The sequence below is a fragment of the Streptomyces sp. OR43 genome, from assembly GCF_008042275.1.
In the GTDB taxonomy this organism is placed as follows: domain Bacteria; phylum Actinomycetota; class Actinomycetes; order Streptomycetales; family Streptomycetaceae; genus Streptomyces.
Map to the genome: position 1 here is coordinate 1 of NZ_RDBK01000020.1, position 21,687 is coordinate 21,687.

Annotated in this window: 21 protein-coding genes and 2 pseudogenes; 9 read left to right on the forward strand and 14 right to left on the reverse strand. The window is 70.6% G+C overall.

Annotated features, from left to right (window positions below):
• Positions 1 to 1,050: serine/threonine-protein kinase (locus EAO72_RS43785; RefSeq protein WP_148016819.1), on the reverse strand; the 1,050-nt coding region annotated here is incomplete at its 3' end.
• Positions 1,051 to 1,095: 45 nt separating this feature from the next.
• Complete coding sequence (gene pip, locus EAO72_RS09530; protein WP_148016820.1) at positions 1,096 to 2,070, reverse strand: prolyl aminopeptidase; 975 nt, start codon at positions 2,068 to 2,070, stop codon at positions 1,096 to 1,098.
• Between the two features lie 109 nt (positions 2,071 to 2,179).
• Between pip and EAO72_RS09535 the strand changes: the two genes are divergently transcribed.
• Entirely contained in the window at positions 2,180 to 2,680 is a 501-nt protein-coding gene (locus EAO72_RS09535; RefSeq protein ID WP_148016821.1) for a hypothetical protein, read from the forward strand.
• 15 nt (positions 2,681 to 2,695) lie between these two features.
• On the opposite strand, the gene EAO72_RS44010 is transcribed toward EAO72_RS09535, so the two are convergent.
• Both EAO72_RS44010 and EAO72_RS09545 read right to left on the reverse strand, forming a co-directional pair.
• Positions 2,696 to 2,980 carry an LPXTG cell wall anchor domain-containing protein gene (locus EAO72_RS44010; protein WP_261991394.1) on the reverse strand — a complete coding sequence of 95 codons (285 nt, stop codon included), beginning with the start codon at positions 2,978 to 2,980 and terminating at the stop codon, positions 2,696 to 2,698.
• 100 nt (positions 2,981 to 3,080) lie between these two features.
• Positions 3,081 to 3,239, reverse strand: a pseudogene (locus EAO72_RS09545) (NAD(P)-binding domain-containing protein); the annotation flags it as partial.
• A gap of 100 nt (positions 3,240 to 3,339) precedes the next feature.
• Between EAO72_RS09545 and EAO72_RS09550 the strand changes: the two are divergent.
• Both EAO72_RS09550 and EAO72_RS09555 read left to right on the forward strand, forming a co-directional pair.
• A complete protein-coding gene (locus EAO72_RS09550) occupies positions 3,340 to 3,726 on the forward strand; it encodes a winged helix-turn-helix transcriptional regulator (RefSeq protein ID WP_148016823.1) in 387 nt (128 codons plus the stop codon).
• A 262-nt stretch (positions 3,727 to 3,988) separates the two neighbouring features.
• Positions 3,989 to 4,390 carry a DUF6281 family protein gene (locus EAO72_RS09555; RefSeq protein ID WP_261991395.1) on the forward strand — a complete coding sequence of 134 codons (402 nt, stop codon included), beginning with the start codon at positions 3,989 to 3,991 and terminating at the stop codon, positions 4,388 to 4,390.
• Between the two features lie 199 nt (positions 4,391 to 4,589).
• On the opposite strand, the gene EAO72_RS09560 is transcribed toward EAO72_RS09555, so the two are convergent.
• The 4 genes from EAO72_RS09560 to EAO72_RS09575 form a co-directional block, all read right to left on the reverse strand.
• Positions 4,590 to 5,861 (reverse strand): DUF6357 family protein, encoded by a 1,272-nt coding sequence (locus tag EAO72_RS09560; protein ID WP_148016824.1) that lies wholly within the window; start codon positions 5,859 to 5,861, stop codon positions 4,590 to 4,592.
• 88 nt (positions 5,862 to 5,949) lie between these two features.
• The gene (locus EAO72_RS09565) at positions 5,950 to 6,570 is read right to left on the reverse strand and encodes a hypothetical protein (protein WP_148016825.1); all 621 of its coding nucleotides are present in this window, start codon (positions 6,568 to 6,570) and stop codon (positions 5,950 to 5,952) included.
• 4 nt (positions 6,571 to 6,574) lie between these two features.
• Complete coding sequence (locus tag EAO72_RS09570) at positions 6,575 to 6,811, reverse strand: DUF397 domain-containing protein (protein ID WP_148016826.1); 237 nt, start codon at positions 6,809 to 6,811, stop codon at positions 6,575 to 6,577.
• Positions 6,808 to 7,584 (reverse strand): helix-turn-helix domain-containing protein, encoded by a 777-nt coding sequence (locus EAO72_RS09575; RefSeq protein ID WP_148016836.1) that lies wholly within the window; start codon positions 7,582 to 7,584, stop codon positions 6,808 to 6,810. Before EAO72_RS09575 ends, EAO72_RS09570 begins: the two co-directional genes overlap by 4 nt.
• A gap of 118 nt (positions 7,585 to 7,702) precedes the next feature.
• Here EAO72_RS09575 and EAO72_RS09580 point away from each other — a divergent pair, with 118 nt between their 5' ends.
• From EAO72_RS09580 to EAO72_RS09595, 4 genes are all read left to right on the forward strand, one after another.
• A complete protein-coding gene (locus EAO72_RS09580) occupies positions 7,703 to 8,128 on the forward strand; it encodes a hypothetical protein (protein ID WP_261991396.1) in 426 nt (141 codons plus the stop codon).
• A 112-nt stretch (positions 8,129 to 8,240) separates the two neighbouring features.
• Positions 8,241 to 9,251, forward strand: coding sequence for a hypothetical protein (locus EAO72_RS09585; RefSeq protein ID WP_148016827.1), 1,011 nt, complete (start codon positions 8,241 to 8,243; stop codon positions 9,249 to 9,251).
• A gap of 100 nt (positions 9,252 to 9,351) precedes the next feature.
• Complete coding sequence (locus EAO72_RS09590; protein WP_148016828.1) at positions 9,352 to 10,014, forward strand: TetR/AcrR family transcriptional regulator; 663 nt, start codon at positions 9,352 to 9,354, stop codon at positions 10,012 to 10,014.
• 65 nt (positions 10,015 to 10,079) lie between these two features.
• Entirely contained in the window at positions 10,080 to 10,673 is a 594-nt protein-coding gene (locus tag EAO72_RS09595; RefSeq protein ID WP_148016838.1) for a helix-turn-helix domain-containing protein, read from the forward strand.
• On the opposite strand, the gene EAO72_RS09600 is transcribed toward EAO72_RS09595, so the two are convergent.
• On the reverse strand, positions 10,609 to 11,364 hold the full coding sequence (locus EAO72_RS09600; RefSeq protein WP_148016829.1) for a GDSL-type esterase/lipase family protein: 756 nt from the start codon (positions 11,362 to 11,364) through the stop codon (positions 10,609 to 10,611). The two genes, EAO72_RS09595 and EAO72_RS09600, sit on opposite strands and share 65 nt — an antisense overlap.
• A gap of 58 nt (positions 11,365 to 11,422) precedes the next feature.
• Between EAO72_RS09600 and EAO72_RS09605 the strand changes: the two genes are divergently transcribed.
• The gene (locus tag EAO72_RS09605) at positions 11,423 to 12,424 is read left to right on the forward strand and encodes an SdiA-regulated/phytase-like domain-containing protein (RefSeq protein ID WP_148016830.1); all 1,002 of its coding nucleotides are present in this window, start codon (positions 11,423 to 11,425) and stop codon (positions 12,422 to 12,424) included.
• A gap of 82 nt (positions 12,425 to 12,506) precedes the next feature.
• Here the strand turns inward: EAO72_RS09605 and EAO72_RS09610 are convergent, their stop codons facing one another.
• Both EAO72_RS09610 and EAO72_RS09615 read right to left on the reverse strand, forming a co-directional pair.
• Positions 12,507 to 12,902 carry a PPOX class F420-dependent oxidoreductase gene (locus tag EAO72_RS09610; RefSeq protein ID WP_148016831.1) on the reverse strand — a complete coding sequence of 132 codons (396 nt, stop codon included), beginning with the start codon at positions 12,900 to 12,902 and terminating at the stop codon, positions 12,507 to 12,509.
• Positions 12,903 to 12,989: 87 nt separating this feature from the next.
• Positions 12,990 to 13,709 (reverse strand): annotated as a pseudogene (locus tag EAO72_RS09615) (substrate-binding domain-containing protein); the annotation flags it as partial.
• 84 nt (positions 13,710 to 13,793) lie between these two features.
• Here EAO72_RS09615 and EAO72_RS09625 point away from each other — a divergent pair.
• Positions 13,794 to 14,864, forward strand: a complete 1,071-nt coding sequence (locus tag EAO72_RS09625) for an Ldh family oxidoreductase (protein WP_148016832.1) — start codon at positions 13,794 to 13,796, stop codon at positions 14,862 to 14,864.
• Positions 14,865 to 14,983: 119 nt separating this feature from the next.
• Here EAO72_RS09625 and EAO72_RS09630 read toward each other — a convergent pair whose 3' ends face one another.
• The 3 genes from EAO72_RS09630 to EAO72_RS09640 all read right to left on the reverse strand — a co-directional run bounded on the left by EAO72_RS09630 (position 14,984) and on the right by EAO72_RS09640 (position 21,600).
• Positions 14,984 to 17,104 carry a glycoside hydrolase family 6 protein gene (locus EAO72_RS09630; RefSeq protein ID WP_148016833.1) on the reverse strand — a complete coding sequence of 707 codons (2,121 nt, stop codon included), beginning with the start codon at positions 17,102 to 17,104 and terminating at the stop codon, positions 14,984 to 14,986.
• A gap of 204 nt (positions 17,105 to 17,308) precedes the next feature.
• Positions 17,309 to 18,850: a GH12 family glycosyl hydrolase domain-containing protein gene (locus EAO72_RS44015; RefSeq protein ID WP_148016834.1), complete on the reverse strand. Its 1,542-nt coding sequence runs from the start codon at positions 18,848 to 18,850 to the stop codon at positions 17,309 to 17,311.
• Positions 18,847 to 21,600 (reverse strand): glycoside hydrolase family 48 protein, encoded by a 2,754-nt coding sequence (locus EAO72_RS09640; RefSeq protein ID WP_148016839.1) that lies wholly within the window; start codon positions 21,598 to 21,600, stop codon positions 18,847 to 18,849. The genes EAO72_RS44015 and EAO72_RS09640 overlap by 4 nt, the downstream gene beginning before the upstream one ends.
• Positions 21,601 to 21,687: the final 87 nt, after the last annotated feature.

Here is a 21,687-nt window from a genome sequence, read left to right on the forward strand (position 1 = left end):
GAGATGCTCGACGGACGGTACCGACTGAAGGAGCCGATGGGTTCGGGTGGTATGGGCCGGGTCTGGGTGGCCGAGGACGAACGCATCGGACGCAAGGTCGCGGTCAAGGTCCTCTCCCGCATCGACGAGGACACCTCGGCCACCCGCTTCTCCCGTGAGGCCCGCGTCCGCGGGCCGCTCGCCCGGCTCCTTGGCGAGTAACCGCAGGACGATCGCGTCGAGTGCACCGAACCCGGCGAGGTCCGTACGCCGGGCGCTCGGCGGCTCCGGGATGTCGCCGAGGTGCTGCGCGAGGACGGCCGTACCGGCTCCGGTGAACGGCGGCCCGCCGGTGAGCAGCGTGTGGAGCAGACAGCCGAGGGAGTACAGGTCGCTGCGGCTGTCCAGGACGTCGGGCGCCCGTATCTGCTCCGGCGACATGTACAGCGGGGTGCCGATGACGAAGCCGGCGGCGGTCAGGTCGGTGCGGGTCATGGCGGCGGCCGTCGACAGCATGCGCGCGATCCCGAAGTCGAGGATCTTGATGGTGCCGTCCGCGGTGAGCAGGACGTTGGCCGGTTTGATGTCACGGTGCACGATGCCCGCCCGGTGGGCGGTCTCCAGCCCTGCGCAGATCTCGACGCCCCAGCCCATCACCTCGGCGGCGGAGGGGAGTTCGGGCTTCCTGCTCTCCAGCACGGCCCCGAGGTCCCGCCCCTGGAGGTACTCCATGACGAGGTACAGCACGCGTTCCCCGGCCACCTGCGCCTCGCCGAAGTCGTGCAGGGTGACGATGTGCGGGCTCGACAGCCCGCCGACGACGCGGGCCTCACGGGAGAAGCGGGTGGCCGAGGTGTCCTCGTCGATGCGGGAGAGGACCTTGACCGCGACCTTGCGTCCGATGCGTTCGTCCTCGGCCACCCAGACCCGGCCCATACCACCCGAACCCATCGGCTCCTTCAGTCGGTACCGTCCGTCGAGCATCTCGCCACGCATAGGTCGCCCCCCGCTCATCTCGCCCAGCCCGCCCCGTACATGATGGCCCGACAGATGGTGCGGGGCCCAGCACATCCCGGTACCGACCCGTGGCTGCGGGCGCACGGCCTGGCGGCCCCGCTACCCCCCGAACCCGTCCAGCGCCGCCAGGACCGCCCGGGTCGTCGCAGCCCCGCCCAGGTGCCCCGCGTCCCCGATCACCGTCAGTTCCGCGTCCGGCCACGCCTTGGCCAGCTCCCACGCGGTGGTCAGCGGACCGCCCATGTCGAGGCGCCCGTGCACCAGCGCGCCCGGGATGCCCGCCAGCCGTCCCGCGTCCCGGAGCAGCTGCCCCTCCTCCAGCCAGGCGCCGTGGGAGAAGTAGTGCGCGCAGATCCGCACCATCGCCTGCCGCGCCCGGTCGGGGCGGCCGCTGAACGGGGGCGGCCCGGTGTACGTCTCCAGGGACAGCACCGCGTCCTCCCAGGCGCACCAGTCGGCCGCGGCCCGGGCCCGTACCGCCGGATCGGGGCTCTCCGTCCGCCGGGCGTACGCGGCGAGCACGTCCGGAGTGGCGTCGCTCGCGGCCTCCGGCACCCCGGCCCGGAAGACGTCCCACGCGTCCGGGAAGAACCGGCTCGCCCCGCGGTACAGCCAGTCGATCTCGGACCGGCGGGACGTGGTCACGGAGTCGATCACCATCGCGCCGACCCGCTCCGGGTGCCGCTCGGCGTATGCCAGGGCCAGCGTCGAGCCCCAGGACCAGCCGAGCAGCACCCAGGTCTCCACGCCGAGGTGGACGCGCAGGCGCTCCATGTCGGCGATCAGGTGGTCCGTCGTGTTGTGCCGCAGGTCGGTGGCCGGATCGCTCGCGTGCGGGGTGGAGCGGCCGCAGTTGCGCTGGTCGAACAGGATCACGCGGTAGCGGTCCGGGTCGAAGTACCGGCGGGGCCATGGCGCGCAGCCGGAACCCGGCCCTCCGTGCACGACCAGGGCGGGCCGGCCGGCCGGGTTGCCGCACGCCTCCCAGTACACGAGGTTGCCGTCGCCCACATCGAGCATGCCGTGCTCGTACGGTTCGATCGGGGGGTACTTGTCGTCGGGGTGACGGTCCATGCGCCGGCCCTCCTTGTCTCCTTGCCGCGACGGGGACGCGGAAGCGCACCACCCTACGGCGGGCGCGAGGGCGTCATGAGGGGGCGGGCCGCGGCGTAGCCTGGGAGCCGTGAACGCCACTCCCGAGGTACTGACCGTACTCAGCGGCCTGCTCGCCGCAGCAGCTCCCGACGACCGCGGAGCGCTCTGGCAACTCGACCGGCAAGGGCGGGAGTTGGACGCAAATCTGGTCCGTCTGCCGGCGGGCGGCGAGGTGGGGGAGCATCAGGAGGACGTCCTGGACGTTCTTCTCGTGGTCGTCGAGGGCCACGGCCGCCTCACCCCGGGCGACGGCGGCGAACCCCTCGTTCTCGGCCCCACCACGGTCATGTGGCTCCCGCGCACCTCGCGCCGTTCCCTGACCGCGGGCCCGGACGGCCTCGCCTACCTCACCGTGCACCGCCGCCGCCCGGGCCTCGCGATCAAGAGCGCCCCGGCTTCCGCGGTGACGTACGAGGGAGGCGAGGCGCCCTGTTCCCTGGACCGGGTCTGCCCCGCGTGCGGACGCATGTCGCAGGAGTCCGCACCGAAGTACTGCGGCGAGTGCGGGGAACGTTTCCCCGCCCGCTGACCCCGCGGGCCCGCGTCAGTGCCGCGGTCGGCGGCGTCCCAGGAGGAGGATGCCGGCGGCGACGAGGAGAAGGCTGCCGCTCGCCGCGAAGAGGGTCGTGGACGCTCCGGTGTCGGCGAGCCCGCCGCCCGGCTTGTGGGCGTGGCCGCCGCCCGGCCTGTCGTGGTGCCCGCCGTGGTCCGGCGGCGGGGTCGGGCGTCCGTGCGTGTGCGTGGGCGTCGGCTCGGTCGGCGTGGGGCCGAGAACGAGGGGTTCGCCGCCGTCGCCCGGGGTGAGGCGGCCGTGGCCCTCGACGACCACGAGAAGAACGTCCAGGACGTCCTCCTGATGCGTTGTACTCCAGCCGCCGCAGCGCCTCGTTCAGGACCTTCGGGCTGATCCCGCCGATCCGAGCCACGAGCGCACGTGGCCGCATGGGTCCGGCCGCCCCGAGCCGTCCGGCGAGCACTTCGGCAGCGGCGACGTCCCGACCGCCGATGAACACCTCGTGCCCGGCCCGCGCCCACGCGCCCCCCAGGGCCGCCGCCATGCCCCCCGTACCCAGTACGCCTATGCGCATCGTCGTGCTCCCTGTCGTCCTGCTCGTTCGTTCGGTGGGGTGATGCTACGAACGCCGAAGCGCACCGTTCGGTGTCCATCGGCGGGGCAGGATGGGCGGCATGGAGAAGCTGACCGACCCGGCCGCCGGCCTGCCGGACCTCGCGTACACGGCGGACTGTCAGGCGCGCGTCGCATTCGAGGTGCTGGCGAACCGCTGGGACAGCGTCGTGGTCTTCACGCTCGGGGCGACCGGACCCATGCGGCCACGTGCGCTCGTGGCTCGGATCGGCGGGATCAGCCCGAAGGTCCTGAACGAGGCGCTGCGGCGGCTGGAGTACAACGGCCTCGTCGAACGCCACGCGTACGCCGAGGCCCCACCACGCGTGGACTACGCCCTGACCGAGGCCGGCACGGCGTTGCTCACGCCGATGCGGGGGATGGGCGCGTGGGCCGCGCGATACGCGGACAGTGTGCTCGACGCGCAGGAGCGGTACGAGACGCGCTGAGCTCGTGGCGTACGGGGGCGTGGTCCGTGAGGGCGGCGGGTCACGGCGGCGGGGCGGGTCCGAGTGGACTGCCGGGTCTACGGGACTGGTACGTGCAGCAAGGGAACCTGCAGCAAGGGAACCTGATCCCATTCGTTCACGTCGAACCGCGGAACACGAGGGCCTCACCAGGGGCGGGATCTCATTCCGGTGCCGGGCGATGGCGGGAGCCCTCGGCGGAGAGGGGCTTCTCCTCTTTGCACCTACTGAGGGGGGGACACACATGAACGGGACCAGGCGATCCGCCGGTTTGCTGGTGGCGGCGGCCATGGTGATGTCGGTGGCAGCGTGCACGGCCGACGGCGGTGGCGGCGAGGCTGGAGGGGGCTCCGGCGCCAGTCTGTACACCTACAAGGACCAAACGTATCTGGATATGGGGAAGGTGGAATTCACGGTCGGGAAGAAGCTCGGTGTCGCCCACTCGACAACGGGCGACGACACAGGCGGGGCGGGCGAGAACGAGGAACCGGCCGCGACGGAGGCCGGGACTGCCTACGAAGTGGACGGCATCTCTCCCGAGGTTGCCATCGCCATCGGGGACACGCCGAAGACGGCCACGCTCTTCAGCGTCCGCTCCGGCGAAGAGATCCCGCCCGAGGTGCAGAAGCTGATCGACGGCTCCTGATCTGAAACGCGCGCGGGGTTCGGTGTGGTTCCGGTTCCGGAGCTGACACCACACCGAACCCCGCGCACCGGAGACCTCACCAGACCGCCGATACGGCGGCGCCGGCCACGGCGAGGCCGCCTCATTCCGCGCTGCCGCGACCGGACCGTACGGGACAGTCAGGTCCTTCCGGTTTCGGATGCGCGGCCCCTCGCCGGAGCTACTCGGCGGCGGCGGCGTCGCGTCGTCGGCGCGCACGTTCGAGATCGGCGGCGTCCGACATCCAGGTGCCGTGCGCGTCCAGCGCGGCGCAGCCGCCCCGGACGAAGGCGCTCAGCAGCTTTCGGTACCCGCTCATCCCGTCGACCAGGCTGTACTCGATCCGGTACTCCGGATCCGCCCCGTTCGCGCCCTTGCGGGCCGTCGTGATCCGGGCGATCGAGTCCGCGTAGAAGTGGAACTGGAGCCCCTCGCCCAACTCCTCGTCCTCGATGGTGAACACCTGGTTTCCCGAGCCGTAGCGGTCGGCGACGAACTCCCAGAACTCCGCGGTGGCGGTGCGGTGGTGGCTCCGCAGCCACTTCTTCTCGCCGTCCTTGTCGTCGGTGAACGACAGGCTCGTCTTCCTCGCCCTCCCGCCGGAGCCGGTACGGTCGCCGGCGGTCTCCTCGTCATCGTCGATGGGCGTGTTCCTGGTGCGGGCGGCGGCTTCCGAGCACATCAGGAAGCTCACGGTCCGTACCGCGTCCTCGACGAGTTCCGGGTGCGTGCGGCGCACGGCCGCATCGACCGTCGCCTCCATCCGCTTCCAGTCGCGTTTGTCCGTGCCCCGCTTTCCCCGTCGCGGGTCGTGGCCGATCCGCATCCCGGCGCACGCCTGCTCGGCGGTGGCGATCACCCGCATGACCTCGGGCAGGAGCGAGGGGTTGACGGCATCGGGCAGCCGCCTCGGGATCGTCGCGCCGTGCAGGTACTGGCCCGTGTACATCAGAAGCGCGGTGTCGAGTACATCGAGTACCTGCCCGCGCTCGGCCCGGCGGCGGTCCGCGTCGTACTTCTGCGTTCGTTTCGGGTCCGAGGTCTCGGTCGCCGTTCGCATCGCCGCGCAGACCTGGCCGTGCTCCAGCAGGGGGATGTCCGCACCGTGGGAGATCAGCGGGCCCATGGCCCACTTGCTCCGCGAGAAGAGCGCGTCGACGTCCTGGGGCGCGCCAAGGAGGACCGGGTCCAGGAGCGCCACGGCGGCGTCCTCGTCGAGCGGGCCGCGGGTTCCGGCCGCGTCGCACAGCGGAATGACCGCGCTCCACAGCAGCAGGTGCCGGGCCAGATCCTCCCGGATCACCACGAGGTGGGCTTCCCCGATCGGGAACGTGAACGTGCGGGGTTCGTGGTTGGCGTCCGCCCCGGCGCCGAGCGTCAGCTTGAGCTCGCCGTCCTCGCGAACGACGGTCGGGATCCAGCCGCTGTTGCGTGTAAAAACGACATCTCTCATGGAGCCAGTGTTCCCCAGCGGGCGAGAGAGCGGAGCTGTGCCTGCGTCGGGCCGAGGCGATCGGCGTGCGTGGTGCCGGGGCGTGCGCTCACTTCCGGGACGGAAAGGCCTCGTCGAGCGTGGGAACGGACAGGTGGTCGGACGTCATCGCGTCCAGGACGTCGTCCACGCGCAGGTAGCGGCCCTGCTGGATCGCCGGCGTGATCCGGCCGATCGTGCCGGCCTCCCTGAGGTGGAACACGGTCCATCGGCGCGGGAACGGTTCCCGGTCCAGGGGCTCCCCGTCACGCAGGATCTGCCGCGTCCGCGCGCTCGGGCTGCGGGTTCCGTCGATCTCCTGATTGATGGTCTCGACCGCGTCGACCCCGAAGACCGCGCCGCTGCCACCCCGTTGGTACATCACGAGTATCCGGGGGCGGGCGAGGGCCACGTGTTTGCTGTCCAGCGGGCAGATGTACGCGTTGTGCGCGGCGAGGTCCTGCACGGCCTGTTCGTTCGCCGGCACGATCACGGCGTGGTTGTGCAGCGAGCGGAACCAGCCGAGCGCGGCCTCCTCGTTCCACACGAGCTTGTTGCGGTTACGGTACGCGGGATCGGCGACCAGGCCCCTGTATCCCATCAGCTCGATGCTGCGCGGCGGGCGTCCCACGAGGGCGCCGAAGTCGGCCCTGGTCAGGACCTCGGGCAGTTCGTCGAACCAGGACGTCATGGAGCTATACCACCGTGTGCTTGAGGAAGGCCGCCCAGGCGGCGGGGGAGAGGGTGAGGGCGGGGACGGTGAGGTCCTTGGAGTCGCGGACGTGGATGGCGTGAAGTCGGGTGGCCACTTCGACGCAGTTTCCCTGGTCGCCACTGTGGCTGGACTTGGTCCATGCGAGGGCGACCTCGATGCAGTTGCCGCTGTCATTACCGCTGTGACTGCTTTTGAACCACGTGAGGTCGGTACTCATGCGTCCTCTGCCACCTCTTCGATCAGTTTCACAGACGCCTCTGGGCTGAGTGCCTGCGCCCGCAGAATGCCATATTTCCCGAACAGGTTTCCCAGCCGCGGTTGTTCGCTGATGAAGAAGCTGCCGCCCTGGCCTTCGATGTAGGCAAGCTGTCGCCGTTCCTGGTTCTCCAGCAGGACGAACGACCCGTCCAAGCCGGCATGAGTTTCCCGGTCCGGCGACATCACTTGCAGCTGAACGTTGCGGAGCCGGGCCACATCAAGGATGTGGAGCAACTGCTTACGGCGCACATGCCGACCGCCGATGAGGCGGGTGAGGGAGCTGAGTTCCAGCACGAACCCGATGTCCGGAGCAGGTCTGCGGGTGATCACGCTCTGGCGCTTCAAGCGGGCGGCAACACGTCCATCGACCTCGTCGTCGTCGACGGATGGGTACGTGTGGGCCAGGACGGTACGCGCATACTCCTCGATTTGAAGCAGGCCGGGTACCACATGTGTTTCGTACTCGTGGCGGGCGAACGCGTGCGCCTCTTCCTCCGCGAACTCCTCGAACCACGAGGCCAAATGGCTGGTCCGCAGCGTCGCCCCCGCCGCGATCAGTGCACCTTGTGCACCCAGCGCCTCGTCCGCGCGCGCGACGAACGTGCCCTTGGGCGGCCGGGCGCCCCGCTCCACCATGGCCACCTGCGACTTGGAGAAACCGATCTTCACGCCCAGGGCTTCCTGGGACAGCCCGGACCGTTCGCGGAAGAAGCGCAACAACGCCCCGAACATCTCGGCGTTACCGCCCCCGTGACTACTGGTGTGCACAGCCCTGACCCCCAAGTGCACAACAGTGCACAGACGCCTTGTGTCCCTGGTCACGGTACGTGCGCGCGCCGAAGCTTTCCGCATGGAACCGAAAAATTCACCGGACCTGATGCCCTCCTGGATCCCCGCGACCGGCCACGCCCTCCGCCTCGCCGGGATCCACTTCGACGCCGTGCGGATCATCGGCATCCTGGGTGAGCAAGTGGCGTACGAGGTCATGCAGTTCACGGACTTTCAGGCCGGACCCATCGTCCGGTCGAGCATCGGTGAGCGGAGTATGTACTTCCTGCTGCCGCCCGGGAGCGCCCGCGCCTATCAATGGCCGGTCGGGGCCGAGGCGTTGGTGCGGGAGGGGGCGGCCTTCGTCGGGGTGCCTGCCGTGCATGGGCTGACGTACCCGCTGGACTGGCGTTCTCTGCCGAGCGCTCAAGTCCCGTTCGTGGACGCGGAACTGCTGTTCGAGCTGCTGGGCAAGGTGGTCGACGACGAGATTCGTGCTGTACGGTGATCGCGTTATTACGCTCCGTGCGCCTCGGCGCATGGGGCGGCCCCCGGCGGTGTTACCAGCACCGTATGCCGAGGGCCTTCACCCCGCGATGGACAAGTGAGGTCCACCGAGAATGCTTTGCCATGCTATCTCGCCGTCCTACGGCTACGTGAAGGCGTCGCACGACATCGTCCGCCATCCAAAGCTCAACAGCGACGCGAAGATCCTCATCGCCTATGTGCAGGGCCTCCCCGAGAAGTGGGCCGGCAAGCCCCTCGGTGAGCACGCCAAGAGGCTCGGCCTCAAAGGGCGCGCCTACCAGAAGGCCAAGTCGCTGCTCAAGGAGTTCGGGTTCGTCCACGAGTGGCGGCGGCAGGACGACGGCGGGCTGTGGGTGACCGATCAGCTCATGTCCAACGTTCCGCTCACGGACCGCGAGGCCCGCCGTATCCGTGACAAAACGGCTGCATCGTCGCAGGTGGAACCGAGTGATCACTATCCGACGGTCGGTCGACCGAGGACTCGGTCCGTCGGTGGTTACCTACCTGAAGGTGAAGAACGGGAGAAGAACTCCTCCCACCCACCCACCGAAGCGCCTGAGCTCGCGGCCGAAACGGTGGAGCCCGAGCCCGAGCCCACGGACCCGCAGGTCATCCAGGCCGAGCGGGTGTTGCTCTCCCTCCGGCATACCGACTCCCAGCTGCGTCTCGGTGCTCGTGAGGCCCGCCGCCTCGCCGGGACGGCCGCCGAGTGGCTGCGGCGTGGCGTGAACGCTGCGGAGCTGCGGCTCGCGCTCAGCAGGGCGCTGCCCGAGGACGGGGTGCGGTATGCCCCCGGGTTCCTGGGGAAGCGGCTGAAGGTCCTGATGCCGGAGCCGCTGCCCGCGGAGCCGCTGGTGCCCGCGCCTCCCGTCCTCAGGGCGTTCATCGCGTGCGAGGCGCAGGAGGAGGGCGCTGAGCACGTGTTCCGGCCCAAGGGCGACGAGACCGTGTGCCGGCCGTGCCGGCAGGAGGCCGCCTGGGAGGCGCACACGGTCAAGTGGGTGCCGCCGCCGCTGCCCGACGACTACAAGGAGCCCGAGCCGCTGTCCTGGCGGGAGCGGGTCGCCGCGCTCCGGGCGGCCGACGGGGCGGCTGCCGAGTGAGGCGTACGTACGGCTGTTCGCAGTGTGGCGGTGGTGCCGTCCGCACGGTGGAGCGAGGACAGTGGGCCGGGGGGCCTGGACGGCGGACCGAGGAGGACCGATGACGGATGCCGTGATGGAGCTGTGGAGCGGGGCGCGAGCGGCGCGGGACCCTGCGTGGGTGCGTGCGCAACTCATGGAGGCCGGGCGGACCTTGTTCGCCATGTACGGCTACGCGCACACCGGCGTCGAGGATCTGTGCGCCGCCGCGCACGTGGAAGTGTGGGAGTTCCGGCGCGAGTTCGAATCGCGCGAGGCGCTGCTCGTCGATCTGTACGACGAGGTGGCGACCCGGGGCATGCGGGCGTCCGAGACGGAGCTGTCCGCCGAGGGCATGGAGACGTGTCCGACCGAGGAACGGGTCTACCGCCTCTTCGACGCCTACGTGAAGGCCGTCACACGGGATCCGCGGGATGCGCGGGTCGCGTTCGTCGAGGTGCTCGGCGTGAGCAGGGAGATGGAGGAGCACCTCACGAGGTGGCGGTCGGTATGGGTGGAGTTCCTGACCCAGGAGGCCGAGCGCGCGAGGCTGCGCGGTCACGGGGTCGACGGCAACCTCGCCGTGGTGGTGAAGGTACTGACGCGGTCCGTCGACGAACTCCTCGCGCATCACGGCCGCCGTCCGCGCCAGGTCCCGCCCGAGTGGCTGACCAGTGAGTTCACCCGGCTGTCCATGGCCATGATCGGACCGGCGGGGGCCGGGCCCGAGGACTCCTCCGGTTGACAACACCGCTTGCCGGGTCGGCAAATGGAGTCATGGCAGCAGATGAGACAGGAACAGGCGGCGCGATGGGGGACGACGAGCTGTCGTCCGTCCTGACCGGCGTCGGGCCGCGGCTGCGCGCCCTGCGCACCGAGCGCGGGACGACGCTGGCGCAGCTGAGCGAGACGACCGGGATCTCGCTCAGCACGCTGTCCCGGCTGGAGTCCGGTGGCCGCAAGCCCACGCTGGAGCTGCTGCTCCCGCTGGCGAAGGCGTACGGGGTGCAGCTGGACGAGCTGGTCGGGGCCCCCGAGACGGGGGACCCGAGGGTCACCTTCCGGCCGTTCAAGCGGCACGGCATGACGTTCGTGCCGCTGACCCGGCACCTCAGCGGGGTGAACGCGTACAAGCAGGTCATGCCGGGTGCGACGGGGAACGAGGGACCGGTCGAGCAGCGGGTGCACGAGGGCTACGAGTGGCTGTACGTGCTCTCGGGGCGGCTGCGGCTCGTGCTGGGGGATCACGACCTGGTGCTCACGGCGGGTGAGGTGGCCGAGTTCGACACGCACACCCCGCACTGGTGGGGTGCGGCCGGGCCGGAGCCGGTGGAGTTCCTCAGCCTGTTCGGACCGCAGGGCGAGCGGATGCACGTACGGGCGAAGCCGACGGGGAAGGGATGAGGGGTTCGTCCGCGGCGCGGTACGGCCCGCCCAGCCCCCACGCCTGGTGCATCGCGTCGGCGTAGGCGGCGGCGAGTCTGTGTTCGCCCGAAGGGCCGGGGTGCGTGCCGTCGTACGTGTCCGTGTGGATGTCGTAGCCGGGCGGGCGCGAGGCCAGCAGGAACGGGGACGTCGCGGTGTCGAGGTCGGCCACCGCCTTGGCGAGGAGCTCGTTGAAGCGGGCGCACTCGGCGGCGAAGGGCGCGTCGGACTCCGCCCGGATGTTCGGTATGACGGGCAGCAGGACGCATCTGATGTGCGGGTTCGCCGTACGGGCGGCGGTGAGGAAGGCACGGGCGTTCAGCGCGGTCTGGTCGCTGTCCGTGTAGAAGCCGAGGTCTATCAGGCCGAGCGAGACGAGCAGGACGTCCGCCCGGTGCTCGGCGACCGTGTCCGCGATCACCGGGGCCATGTGCAGCCAGCCCTCGCCCCAGCCGGCCAGGTGGCGGCGGGCGTCGGCGGGGAAGCCGGGGGCGGCGTACGCGGTCGAGGCGGCCGTGCCCGTGCCGGTGTCGTACAGCTCGGTGCGCGGGCCGACGAGCGCGTACGGGCCGTCGTAGGAGGCTTCGAGGTGCTGCCACATGCGGTAGCGCCATGTGAAGTCCCCGGCGCGTCCGATGGTCATGGAATCGCCGACACACATGAAACGCATGGCGCCATCATGGCCGATCATGGCTCCGGCCTGCGACGTGACGATGGACACTTGTGCCATGCGTTCGTACCGACTGACCGTTTCCGCAGCCGCCGCCGCGCTGCTGGCCCTCGCGGCGGTGGCTCCCGCCGTGGCCGACGACGGGGATGCCGACCGGAGCTTCACGATCGAGGACCCGCGGATCACCGAGTCCAGCGGCCTGGCCGCCAGTCGCGCCCACCCGGGCATCTACTGGACGCACAACGACAGCGACGACGGGCCGTACGTCTTCGCCGTCGACTCCCGCACCGGGAAGACCGTCGCCAGGATCACCATGAAGGGTGTGGGCGCGCCCCGGGACGTGGAGGCGATCTCGCTGGGGCCCGACGGGAACCTGTACGTCGGTGACATCGGCGACAACCTGAACGGCAGCTGGGACCACGTCTGGATCTACCGCTTCCCCGAGCCGAAGGAGCTCCGGGACCAGGTGGTCCGGGCCACGCAGTTCGACGTGAAGTACGCCGACGGTCCGCGCAACGCCGAGGCGCTGATGGTCCACCCGAAGACCGGCCGGGTGTACATCGCGTCGAAGAACGAGGACGGCGGCGGGCTGTACGAAGGGCCGGCGAAGCTCACGACCGGCGGGGACAACGTGTTCCGGCGGGTCGGTGAGGTGCCGTGGGTGACGGACGGGGCGTTCTCGCCGGACGGCAAGGAGCTGGTGCTGCGCTCCTACTTCAGCGCGCGCGGCTACCCCTTCGCGAACGGGCGGCTGGGCAAGGACTACCCGGTCGAGTCGCCGCTGCTCGGGCAGTCGGAGTCGGTGACGTACACGGCGGACGGTTCGGCGCTGATGTACGGCTCCGAGGGCGAGCAGAGCGATGTGGTGCGGGTGGACCTGAAGAAGGGGGAGGGCGACGAGCCTGCTCGGGCGGGCGGTACGTCGCCGTCCTCGGCCGGGGCGAACGGCGCCGGGGGCGGGAACGGGGTGCCGGTGAAGGGCACCACGCTGACCGGGGTCGCCGTGCTGGCCGGGATCGGACTGCTGCTGTTCCTGGGCAGGCGGCGCCGGCAGGGGTGACGCCGCCCGACAGGAATGACGTCGTCGGCAGGGGCGACGCTGCCCGGCAGGGGCGACGCTGCCCGGCAGGGGCGACGCCGGCTCAGGTGTCGAGCGGCCGGATCTCGTAGTGCAGGGTCCGGTCCCGCTTGATCCGGTGCGCGAGCGGGACGAGGACGCCCTGCACGATCGGGTGCTTGCGCGACAGCATCCGGGCGGCGTGTGTGTTCTCCTTCGACCCGGCCTGGAGGAGGCGGGCGTGCGCGGTGATCTGCGGTCCCGTCGGGCGGCCGCGCAGGGTGCACGGACCGATCCTCACGAGAGGGTGATTGCGCATCCGCTCCACCTTCCACGCCGAGGAGAACGTACGGATGTAGGCGTGGTCGCCCTCGACGGCGATGTTGACGGGGGTGTCCGCGTGCGTGCCGTCCTGCCGCCGCGTGCTGAGCAGCACGGTGTACTGCTTCACGAACGGCTTCAGCTCGGTGATCGTCTCCATACCTTCCATGGTCCGCAGTGATGGCGTTGTGTCATGTGCGCGGACGGTGCGGAACGGGCGTTTCGGCCGCTCATCGCGGCCCCGGCGTCACTGGCGGGCCGCTCTGAGCTCCCGGATCAGGGCACGGACCGAGGCGCTGGAGGCCAGCTCCGGAGTGGTGAGGTAGCCCACGGAGCGCGTCGGGCGCTCGGGTCCGAGATCGGTGATCTCGACGGTGTCCGGTGCTTCGTTCAGCGAGAGCGCGGGCATGATCGCCATGCCGAGACCTCTGCTCACCAGTGAGAGCACTGCTCCGTCGTCCTCGGTCAGGACGGTCGCCTTGGGAATCCAGTCCTGCCCGGCCCACCACTGGCGGGTGTAGGAGCCGCAGTTCTCGTGCCAGTCCACCAGCGGCAGGGAGCGTGGGGAGGGGTGTCCGACCGGATGCACCAGCGAGTACGGCTCCTCGACGAGTACGCCGCCGATGAGCCCGGCGGGCACGGGCGAGGCCGCGCCCATGGTTGCGATACCCACGTCCGCGCGACCCTCGCTGACCTCCCCGGCGGTGCCCGCGCCCAGCTCGCGGACGACACGCACCTCCGGTTCGATGCCCGGGTGGCGGGCGCTGAGGCGCTCCAGGACGGGTGGCAGCAGGTGGAGGGCGGCGCTGCGGAAGGCGGCGATGCGCAGCGGGCCGGTGACCGTACGAGACGGGCGAGTGGCTGGGCACCGATCTGCACCGGCTGCCCCGGCTCGCCGCCTTCGCCGAACCCTTCGGCATGCACACCGAGACCGTCGACACGCCGGACGCACTCGGCCCCGCCCTCGAACGGGCCCTCAAGGCCGTGGCCGCCGGCACCACCGCCGTCGTCGACGTCCTCGTCACCCGCTGACTCCCCAGGAGAACCACCCATGACCGAAACAGCGACCACCGGGACGGGGAAGACGCTGGTTCCCGCCGAGGCCCTGCGCACCTTCTGCGCCGCCCTCCTGGAGACCGGCGGCCTCGGCCCCGAGCACGCCCGTACCACCGCTGACGTGTTCGTGTGGGCCGCGCAGCGCGGCGTCGACTCCCACGGCATCGCCCGCGTCCCCGCCTACCTGGAGCTCCTGGCCAAGGGCGTCGCCAACGCCCGGCCCGAGCTCACCGTGGAGTCCACCACACCGGGCGCCGCCGTCCTGGACGCCGACCGCGCCCCCGGACCCGTCGCCCTCACCGCCGCGGCCGGGGAAGCCGTGAACCGGGCCCGGACCACCGGCATCGCCTCCGTCGGCGTGCGCGGCACCGTGCACACCGGGGCCATCGGTTACTACGTGTCGAAGATCGCCGAACAGGGCCTGGTCGGCATCGGCTTCGTCTCCGGGATGCCCAACATGGGCTACACCGGGGTCAAGGGCGCAGCCGTGGCCACCAGCCCCCTCGCCATCGCTGTTCCCGCGGCCGACCGCGCCCCGCTGCTCCTCGACATGGCCACCGCCACCATCGCGCTGGGCAGGATCCGCCAGGCGAAGGCGAGCGGCACGCCCCTGCCCGCGGGAGCGGCGGCCACCGCCGACGGCACGCCCACCACCGACCCGGCCGAGGCCGTCATGCCGCTGCCGCTCGGCGGCGCCAAGGGCTCCGGCATGTCCCTCGCGTTCGAGCTGATCACCAGCGTCCTCGTCGGCGCGCCGATCTTCTCGGCCTTCCACTCGGACGACCCCCGCGGCCGCAAGCACCGGCAGAACGCGCTTCTGGTGGCGATCGACCCGGCGGCCTTCGGCGATCCAGAGGCTTTCCTCGCCTCGGTGGACACCACCCTGGGCACCCTCAAGGAACTGCCGGCGGCGGACGGAGCGGACGGGGTCTTCTACCCCGGCGAACGCAGCGCCGCCACGGCCGCCCAGCGCGGTGAGAACGGGATCGCGGTCGCGCCCAAGGTCTGGCAGCAGCTGACCGCCGCCGCCGACGCGGCCGGCATCACGGTGCCCGCCGTGCTCTGAACGAGCCGCGCGCATGACACCGCCCCCTGCCGGTTCTCCGGCAGGGGGCAGGTCCGTTGGAATCCCGGGTCCGGGTCCCGTCACCGCGTCAGGACGGGGACGGGACACGGACGGCGGGGTCAGGGCGCGGTGCCCCAGGCGAGCGCGCCGGTGACGTACAGACCGACCTTCGACGCGTCGGCGTAGCTCGTGGACGTCGAACGGCTGTAGTCGTCCGCCTCGTTGAAGTTGGACCAGTCGCTCTTGTTCAGCCGCATCTGGATCTCACCCGTGGAGGCGCCGGCCGCCAGGGTGCCGCTGCTGAACGAGACCTCCAGGTAGTGGCTGGCACCGGCGGCCGAACCGTTGGTCTTCACACTGTGGGTGAGGTTCCCGCAGCCGATGACCGCCCAGTCGCACGAGGTGCCGAAGGTGGAGGCCCCGGCCTCGGGAGTGAACCAGTAGCGCAGCTTCACCGTCGACAGGTCCACAGCGGCGGTACCGGTGTTGACCAGCTGCAGACCCATCCGGATCTGGTTGTCGGTCGCGGAGGAGTCGGTGTTCTTGTACTGGACCTTGAGGGAGCCCGTTCCGGTGCCGCCGCCGGCCGAGGTGGTGGCGGACAGCGCCGAGGAGGCCGCCGAGACGTTGCCGGCCGCGTCCTTGGCCTTGACCGTGTAGCTGTACGCGGTGGAAGCCGACAGACCCGAGTCCGTGTAGGAGGTCGTGGTGGAGGAGCCCACCTTCACACCGTCACGGAACACGTCGTAGCCGGTCACCGCGGTGTTGTCGGTGGAGGCCGTCCAGGACAGCGAGACGCTGCTGCTGGTCTTCGCCGTCGCGGTCACACCGGTCGGCGCGGTCGGCGCCTGGGTGTCGTCGCCGCCGCCCGGGTTGCCGCCGCCGTCGATCGGCGGGTAGGCGTTCTTCACGAGCTCCTGGAACTGCGCGGAGAACCAGTGACCCGCGAGCGGGGAGTTCGGCAGCGCGCCGGTCATGCTGTTGCCGTTACGGCCGTTGCCCTCGTACGTCGGGTCGCACATCCGGTCGAAGCCCTTGCCCTCGTCGTTCTCGACGGGGGCGCTGTTGCCGTCCGACTCGCCCGGGGGCTTCGCCCACACGTACGCGTCGATACCGGCCTCGGGGGCCGCGGTGGGACGCTCGCCGATCCCGGCGCCGCTCTGGTTGCACCAGTTTCCGGCGTGGATGCGACGGTCGACCCGGCCGCCGTTGACATAGGCGTCCACACTGGTCGTCGGGCCCGCGGAGGTCGGGCGCGCGGAGCCGCCCCAGCCGTTGCGGGCGGTGTCGATCAGCATGCCGATGTTGGAGTTGAAGCCCTGGCTCACCAGCAGCGTGCGCAGCGCCTGGGCGAACGTCAGCTCATCGGTGTAGTAGTTCCAGTCGACCCACTTGGACTGGCGGACCGTGGTGCCGTTCACCGAGTCGGTGATCTTGAAGTTCGGCTCCTTCAGAGCCGAGTAGTTGGCCGTGTTCACGATGAAGCCGGCCACGTCGTTGACCGTGGCGCCCTCGGACGTGGCGGCCTTCTTGAACTCCGTCGCGGCCGGACCCATGTTGCTGTCCCAGCCCAGCCAGCCGTGGTGGGCGGCGTCGATGTAGTTGTAGACGTTGGGAATGGCACCGAGGGTGTGCAGGGCGTAGCCGACACCCTTCTCGTAGTTCCCGTTCGCCTTCATCGTCGCGCAGGCGTCGGTGGAACCGGCGGTGCCGCCCGCGTTGGTGACGATGTTGGGCAGCGAGTCGGGCTCGATGATGGTGACGATGCGCAGACTCGCGTACGCCGGGTCGGCGAGGATGTCGGAAATCGGGTCGATGTACTCGTTCTTGTACCGGTCGAGCTCGGTGGGACCGAGCTCACCGTTGGACGCCAGCGCGGCGCAGTCGCGTCCCGGCAGGTCGTAGATGACGACCTGGAACAGGTCGGCGCCCTGGTCCAGCGCGGTGTCCAGGTGCTCGCGCAGGCTCATCGCGGTGGCCGAACCCTCGATGGCCGCGATGCGGTCCATCCAGACGAAGGCCGGCGTGTCGGCGATCGCGGCGCCACCCGGTTCGGCCTTCGCCTTGGCGGACCAGTCCGGGTTCACGTATGCCGTGGCGCCCACATAGGGGTTGTCGACCCGCGCCGCCGCGGAGGCGGGGGTCGGGATCGCCACCATCAGTGCTGCGCCCATGGCCAGGGCGGAGGTTGCGGCAAGCCTCCGGCGTAGCCCGTGCATGATCGTGCCTCTGGTACTCATTGCGGCTCCGTGCTCCTCTCGTACGCCTGCGGAAACTCCCGCAGACGGCTTGTGGGGGTGTTGCTCCGGGACGCCGTCTGCGGAGACGGCGAGCTGGGTGGTGCGTCGGTGAGGACGCTGGTGGTTCCCCGATGGCGGGCACAGCGGGGTGAGTGGACAGCCCGCCATCGGGAGTTCGGTGGGTGCCGGCCGTTCAGCGGCCGGTCACGGGGCGGTGCCCGCGGTCAGGGCGCCGTTGACGTACACCCCGACCTTTGAGGCGTCGGCGAAGGCCGTGTTGGCGGCCCTGCTGTAGTCGTCGGTCTCGTTGAACGAGGACCAGTCGGCCTTGTTGAACCGGAGTTGCATCTCCCCGGTGGAGGCGCCGGGGGCCAGGCTGCCGCCGGTGAAGCCGACCTCCAGATAGTGGTCCGCGCCCGGCCTCGCTGAGCCGGCCGTCGCCACGCGGTGGGTGACCGCGCCGCAGCCGATCACCGCGTAGTCGCACGACGTGCCGTACGAGGCGGAGCCGGACTCACCGCTGAACCAGTAGCGCAGGGAGACCGTGCTCAGGTCCAGCGCCGTGGTGCCGGTGTTGACCAGCTGGAGGCCGGGCCTGATCTGGTTGTCGCCGGGCGACGCGTCGTTGTTCTTGTACTGCGCCTTGAGCGCACCGGTGCTTCCGCCGCCTCCTGCCGCGGTGGTCGCGCTGACCGCCACCGAGGCCGCGGAGGTGTTCCCGGCCGCGTCCCTGGCCCGCACGGTGTAGCTGTGCGAGGACGAGGCGGCGAGACCGGTGTCGGTGAACGAGGTGGACGCGGTGGACCCCGCCTTCACCCCGTCGCGGTAGACGTCGTACCCGCTGACGCCGGTGTCGTCCGTCGCGGGAGTCCAGGACAGCGAGACCGAGCCGGCGGTCGTGCCGGTCACGGCCACACCGGCCGGCACCGTCGGCGCCTGGGTGTCGCCGCCGCCACCGGACTCCGCGCTCGCCTCGAAGGCGAACCGGTTCATCCCGAGGCCCTGTCCGCCCTGCCAGATCTCGAACCCGGCCTCGGCGTCGATGAGGTAGTGCGCCGGGTTGATCGACCCGCGGCCCACGCCGTCGTCGATCAGGCCCTTCACATCGAAGTCGGCGAGCTCGGTGGCGCCGCCCTGCAGGACGTACGAGATCACCTTCCAGCCCGAGGCGCCGGGGCCGGTCCACACGTCCCAGTTCCGGCCGTCGAGCTGCACCGTCGCGGTGCGCGAACCGATCGGCTGGACACCTCCGCGGTGGTTCATCCAGATCATCACCTCGGTGCCGTCCGGCTGGTCGTCGGTGACCGGCGCCGAGTTGAACCAGATGTCCATCGACACGTTGTAGGCACCCGTGCCGACCTGGGTGGTCGACCAGTCGGTGGTCACGCTGCCCAGCTCGTCGACGCGCAGCGGCAGCCCGCTGTCCGTCGTGCACGCCCCCCAGTGACAGCCCTTGTAACTGGACGGGTACGTGGCCGGGGCACCGTTCGTCGGGAGGTTGAACGAGGACTTGGTGACGCTCCAGGCGCCGGTGTCCGGGTCGACGCTGACGCACTGCTCGGCCTCGGAGTTCCACTCGTTCTGCTGGTAGAGGTACTCCCCGCCCCGCAGTTCGGTGGTGCCCCACTGGGTGCAGTCGGTGACCGGAGCCGCCGATGCGGCGGGGGCTCCGGTGAGCATCGACGCGGCGGCGAGGATCAGGGCCGCGGCCGCCCCCGCCAGCGCCGGGAATCTCGGGCCGGTCACGGTTCCACGCCCCAGGCGAGGGCGCCGGCGACGTACGCCCCGACCTTCGAGGAGTCGGCGTACGCGGTGTTGGTGGCCCGGCTGTAGTCGTTGCTCTCGTTGAAGTTGGACCAGTCGCTCTTGTTGAGCCGGAGCTGAAGCTCGCCCGTCGACGCGCCCGCGGCCAGCGTGCCGGCGCCGCCGGTGAAGCCGACCTCCAGGTAGCGGTCGGCACCGGTCTTCGGGCTGGAGACGGCGACCACCGCGTGCGTGATGTTGGACGAGCCGAGCGCGGCGTAGTCGCAGTACGTGCCGAAGGTGTTCGGCCCGCCGTCGGCGGTGAACCAGTAGCGCACCTTCACGGTCGACAGGTCGATCGGGGCGCTGCCCGTGTTCAGCACCTGCAGACCCAGCCGGATCTGGTTGTCCCCGGTGTTCGAGTCGCTGTTCTTGTACTGGACCTTCACCGCGCCGGTACCGGTCGAGCCGCCCGTCTTCGTGGTGGCGGTGACCGCGGCCGACAGCGTCGAGGTGTTGCCGCCCGCGTCCCGTGCGGCGACCGCGTAGCTGTACTCGGTCGCCGCGGCGAGTTCCGTGTCGGTGAACGTCCGGGTGGTGGCGTTGCCCGCCAGGACCCCGTTGCGGTAGACGTCGTAGCCGGTCACGGCGACGTTGTCGGTGGAGGCGGACCAGGAGAGCGACACGCTGTTGCTCGTCGTCGCCGTCACGGCCAGGCCGGCCGGAGCCGTCGGCGGCTCGGTGTCGCCGCCCGGCTCGCCACCGCCCTCCACCAGCAGCTCCGCGTAGATCGCGAAGGCCAGCGCGAGCGCCGCCTGCGCCCAGAACCGGTGGTAGGTGAAGGTGGGGGCAGCGCCGCCGTCCAGGTAGGCCTGCACCTTCGGCCAGTCGGGGTCGTCCTTGTACCAGCTGCGGATGCCGATGAAGGTCGAGCCGGGCTCGATGGTGTCGCCGTTCGGCATCGTGCCCGACCAGTCGGCCGGGATGTACACCTCGTCGTCGAAGCGGTTGTAGTCCCTGCGGGTCTCCGGCACCGAGATGCCCTTGTCGGTGGCGTTCAGCGCCATCGCGTCCAGCAGCGCCTTGGCGAGCGCGGCGGCGTCCGCGTCGCCCGACTTCGCGGCGTAGTACGTCAGCGTCTTGACGTACGCGGCGCCCACACCGACGTCGTTGGCGTAGTCCACGACCGTGACGTGCAGTCCCGCGTTGTCCCCGGGGCTTGCCGGGTCCCAGGTGTCGGGCTGACCCGTCCAGTTGAGGGTCGAGGGGAAGCGGAAGCTTCCGTCGGCGCCGACCGTCGTCTCGGACGAGGCCCAGGCGACCCACTTGGACAGCACGGCCTCGGCGGACGCGTTGCCCGTCTCGTGGTAGTACGCCGCGAGGCGCTCCATGCCCCAGGCCTGGAAGCCGAACCAGTTGTTGCTCGGCGGGTCGTGGTAGACCGGCTGCCAGTCGTACGCCATGCCGTAGAAGGTGGGCGTGCCGGCCGGCGGCTTGCTGTAGCTGCCCTCCCAGCTGTTGGTGCAGCCGCCCGCGAACGCGCCCTCGCTCGACTGCAGCCAGGTCAGGAACTCCAGCTGCCTGGTCAGGCTCTTGGACCAGTCGGACCTGGCCGTCGCGGACTTGGGGGTCAGCGACGGTACGTTGGACAGGGCCCAGGCAGCGAGCGGGTTCTGGTAGCCCTGGTGGGAGGCGCCGTCACCGATGCGCCAGGCCCAGCCGCCGCCGCTGCCGGCCGCCGCGCCGCCCCAGGCGTAGTACCAGGACAGCAGGTAGTGCTGGGAGTCACGGCCCGTGGCGGCGGGGCAGGAGGTGGGGTCGGTGCAGTCGCCGACCCGCTTGAAGTACTTGTCGAACATGGCGTAGCGGAGGTAGTCGCCCATCTTGGCGGCCTTCGCGACCGAGGCCGAGACCTGGCTCGCCTTGCCCTGGGCCGAGGCCCATTGGAACGCCCAGTAGGCAGCCTGCACCGCGCGGGCGTCGGCGTCCGGCGCGTTGGTGTACTTCCACTGCTTGGCGTAACTCGCGTCGCCGACGAACAGGTCCAGATACCCGTTGGGGCCGCCGTACTTGAAGAGGTCGGTGGTGGGCTGCGGGACGGTCTCCCACACCGACTCCTGCGCGCCGCGCTGGTAGGTGTTGATGAAGGAGGCCCCGGCACCCGGACCGGACTCGCCGCCGGTGCCCGGCTTGTTGCCGTAGCCGTAGACGTTGTCCAGGTCCATCAGCCAGTGCATGCCGTAGACGTCCATCGTCCCGTAGGACGCGGCGAGTTCGGTGGCCAGTGGGTCGGTGCCGGACTTGACCGTGCCGTCCAGCGCGGCGGGGTATCCGCTGGGCAGCGGGTGCTCCGGGGCGTAGGTCGCGGGGGCCGACGGGTTGTAGGAGTCGGCGGTGGACTGGTCGGCGTGCTGGGGGATGATGGTCTTCTCGGCCACCGCCCAGGCCGCGTTGAAGGGCGCCCAGTCACCGGTCACCCGTCCGTACGCGGCCTCCAGCCACATCCAGAAACTGACGGCCTCCGACGTGGTCTGGTGACCGTGGTCGGGTGCCTCGACCATCAGGGTCTCGACCGAGTGGTACGGCAGGCCGTCCGGGCTGAAGTAGCCGTTGGCGGATGCCTTGATCTTGCCGTACTGGGTGAGGAAGGCCTGGGTGTAGGGGTCGTCGGCCGCGGCCGCACGGGCGCCGGTGCCGGCCGTGGACGCGGGCTTGGCGACGGCGGTGCCCTGTACCAGACCCGCGGCGAGCAGGCTGCCGCCCAGGGCGCTGCTGAATGTTCTACGTGATATCGACACAAATCCTCCATTGGCGGGTGTCGTTGGGGAGAGGGGGACGAA

Bases quoted from the DNA above. Each gene is read 5' to 3' on its own strand.
- pip (WP_148016820.1), bottom strand. From the start codon at position 2,070: ATGGACCGTCACCCCGACGACAAGTACCCCCCGATCGAACCGTACGAG.
- EAO72_RS09550 (WP_148016823.1), top strand. From the start codon at position 3,340: ATGGAGAAGCTGACCGACCCGGCCGCCGGCCTGCCGGACCTCGCGTAC.
- EAO72_RS09555 (WP_261991395.1), top strand. From the start codon at position 3,989: ATGAACGGGACCAGGCGATCCGCCGGTTTGCTGGTGGCGGCGGCCATG.
- EAO72_RS09560 (WP_148016824.1), bottom strand. From the start codon at position 5,861: ATGAGAGATGTCGTTTTTACACGCAACAGCGGCTGGATCCCGACCGTC.
- EAO72_RS09565 (WP_148016825.1), bottom strand. From the start codon at position 6,570: ATGACGTCCTGGTTCGACGAACTGCCCGAGGTCCTGACCAGGGCCGAC.
- EAO72_RS09570 (WP_148016826.1), bottom strand. From the start codon at position 6,811: ATGAGTACCGACCTCACGTGGTTCAAAAGCAGTCACAGCGGTAATGAC.
- EAO72_RS09575 (WP_148016836.1), bottom strand. From the start codon at position 7,584: ATGTTCGGGGCGTTGTTGCGCTTCTTCCGCGAACGGTCCGGGCTGTCC.
- EAO72_RS09580 (WP_261991396.1), top strand. From the start codon at position 7,703: ATGGAACCGAAAAATTCACCGGACCTGATGCCCTCCTGGATCCCCGCG.
- EAO72_RS09585 (WP_148016827.1), top strand. From the start codon at position 8,241: ATGCTTTGCCATGCTATCTCGCCGTCCTACGGCTACGTGAAGGCGTCG.
- EAO72_RS09590 (WP_148016828.1), top strand. From the start codon at position 9,352: ATGACGGATGCCGTGATGGAGCTGTGGAGCGGGGCGCGAGCGGCGCGG.
- EAO72_RS09595 (WP_148016838.1), top strand. From the start codon at position 10,080: ATGGGGGACGACGAGCTGTCGTCCGTCCTGACCGGCGTCGGGCCGCGG.
- EAO72_RS09600 (WP_148016829.1), bottom strand. From the start codon at position 11,364: ATGCGTTTCATGTGTGTCGGCGATTCCATGACCATCGGACGCGCCGGG.
- EAO72_RS09605 (WP_148016830.1), top strand. From the start codon at position 11,423: ATGCGTTCGTACCGACTGACCGTTTCCGCAGCCGCCGCCGCGCTGCTG.
- EAO72_RS09610 (WP_148016831.1), bottom strand. From the start codon at position 12,902: ATGGAGACGATCACCGAGCTGAAGCCGTTCGTGAAGCAGTACACCGTG.
- EAO72_RS09625 (WP_148016832.1), top strand. From the start codon at position 13,794: ATGACCGAAACAGCGACCACCGGGACGGGGAAGACGCTGGTTCCCGCC.
- EAO72_RS09630 (WP_148016833.1), bottom strand. From the start codon at position 17,104: ATGAGTACCAGAGGCACGATCATGCACGGGCTACGCCGGAGGCTTGCC.